The sequence below is a fragment of the Streptococcus sp. genome (assembly GCF_019414905.1).
Classification (GTDB): Bacteria; Bacillota; Bacilli; order Lactobacillales; family Streptococcaceae; genus Streptococcus.
On sequence record NZ_DXLC01000275.1, the window covers coordinates 1 to 2,042 of the forward strand.

General features: G+C 42.6%; 1 protein-coding gene and 2 pseudogenes. All 3 read left to right on the plus strand.

Annotated features, from left to right (window positions below):
• Positions 1-549, plus strand: a pseudogene (locus QZ359_RS08410) (cell division protein FtsQ/DivIB); the annotation flags it as partial.
• Between the two features lie 232 nt (positions 550-781).
• On the plus strand, positions 782-1,483 hold the full coding sequence (gene pyrF, locus QZ359_RS08415; protein WP_261043408.1) for an orotidine-5'-phosphate decarboxylase: 702 nt from the start codon (positions 782-784) through the stop codon (positions 1,481-1,483).
• 72 nt (positions 1,484-1,555) lie between these two features.
• A pseudogene (gene pyrE, locus QZ359_RS08420) lies at positions 1,556-2,042 on the plus strand (orotate phosphoribosyltransferase); the annotation flags it as partial.

Below are 2,042 nucleotides of genomic sequence, written 5' to 3' on the forward strand. Positions count from 1 at the left end.
GAATATGATATTGTAGCTTACTATATTTCTGGTGAAAACCATTATCCTATTCTTTCCAGTGGTCAGCTTGAGACCAGTGCTGTGAGCTTGGTTAGTCTGCCAGAAACTTATTTATCAGTTCTCTTTAATGATAGTGAACAAATCAAGGCTTTTGTCTCAGAACTTGCTCAAATTAGCCCAGAACTCAAGGTGGCTATCCAAAAGGTGGAATTAGCCCCAAGCAAGGTGACTTCTGATTTAATTCGATTGACTATGAATGATTCGGACGAGGTCTTGGTTCCTCTATCTGAAATGAGTAAGAAACTGCCTTATTACAGTAAGATTAAGCCTCAATTGTCAGAACCGAGTGTGATTGACATGGAAGCTGGAATTTACAGCTACACTGTAGCGGATAAATTAATTATGGAGGCTGAGGAAAAAGCCAAAAAAGAGGCCGAAGAAGCTGAGAAAAAGCAGGAAGAAGAACGTAAACGTTTAGAAGAAGAACAGAAAAAACAAGAGGAAGAGAGCAATCGAAATCAAACGACCCAGCGCTCATCGCGTCGCTAGGTTTACCTTTTCTCTTATAGTTCTTTAGTTGCCATGTTTTTACTTGACAAGTGCTAGTAGAAATAATAGAATAATAGAAAACCTTTAAAGCAGTCCAGAGAGGCAGCTAAGGTTAGACGGTGAAAGGGTGGAGACTACCCATTTTTCGTGGAACCTTGCTGTTGGCAGGTTCCTTTTTTCGTGGTTTCTGTTGCCCAGACTCTCTCACTAGCAAAGGTAAAAGGAGAAACCTATGCGAGAACATCGTCCAGTCATTGCTCTTGATTTTCCTAGTTTTGAGGCGGTCAAGGAATTTTTAGCTCTTTTCCCAGCAGAAGAAAGCCTTTATCTAAAGGTAGGGATGGAGCTCTATTATGCAGCGGGTCCTGAGATTGTATCTTACTTGAAAGGTCTGGGTCACAGTGTCTTTTTGGATCTCAAACTTCATGACATTCCTAATACAGTCAAATCAGCTATGAAGGTCTTATCTCAGCTTGGTGTGGATATGACCAATGTTCATGCTGCTGGCGGTGTAGAGATGATGAAGGCTGCGCGTGAAGGTCTTGGAAGTCAAGCCAAATTGATCGCTGTAACGCAGCTTACATCAACATCAGAAGCTCAGATGCAGGATTTTCAAAATATTCAAACCAGCCTGCAAGAGTCTGTGATTCATTATGCTAAGAAAACAGCTGAAGCGGGATTAGATGGTGTCGTTTGCTCGGCTCAGGAAGTACAAGTCATCAAGCAGGCTACCAATCCAGATTTTATCTGTCTGACACCGGGCATTCGTCCTCAGGGAGCTGCTGTGGGAGACCAAAAACGCGTGATGACGCCAGCAGATGCCTATCAAATCGGTAGTGACTATATCGTAGTGGGACGTCCCATTACTCAAGCTGAAAATCCTGTTGCAGCTTATCATGCTATCAAGGATGAATGGACACAGGACTGGAATTAAAAAAATAGATTATAAAAATAAAAGGAGAATACCATGACACTTGCTAAAGATATCGCTAGCCACCTCTTGAAAATTCAAGCAGTTTACCTCAAACCAGAGGAGCCTTTTACTTGGGCATCTGGTATCAAGTCACCGATTTATACAGATAATCGTGTGACACTAGCCTATCCAGAAACTCGTACCCTAATTGAAAATGGCTTTGTGGATGCTATCAAAGAAGCCTTTCCTGAGGTCGAAGTAATTGCAGGAACTGCAACAGCAGGGATTCCACACGGAGCCATCATTGCTGATAAGATGAACTTGCCATTTGCCTATATCCGTAGCAAACCAAAAGACCACGGAGCTGGTAATCAAATCGAAGGTCGCGTGGCTCAAGGTCAAAAAATGGTAGTGGTTGAAGACCTTATTTCAACTGGTGGTTCTGTTCTTGAAGCTGTTGCAGCAGCCAAGCGAGAAGGAGCAGATGTTCTCGGTGTTGTAGCGATTTTCAGTTACCAATTGCCAAAAGCAGATAAGAACTTCTCAGATGCAGGTGTCAAACTTGTGACGCTTTCTAACT

Bases quoted from the DNA above. Each gene is read 5' to 3' on its own strand.
- pyrF (WP_261043408.1), top strand. From the start codon at position 782: ATGCGAGAACATCGTCCAGTCATTGCTCTTGATTTTCCTAGTTTTGAG.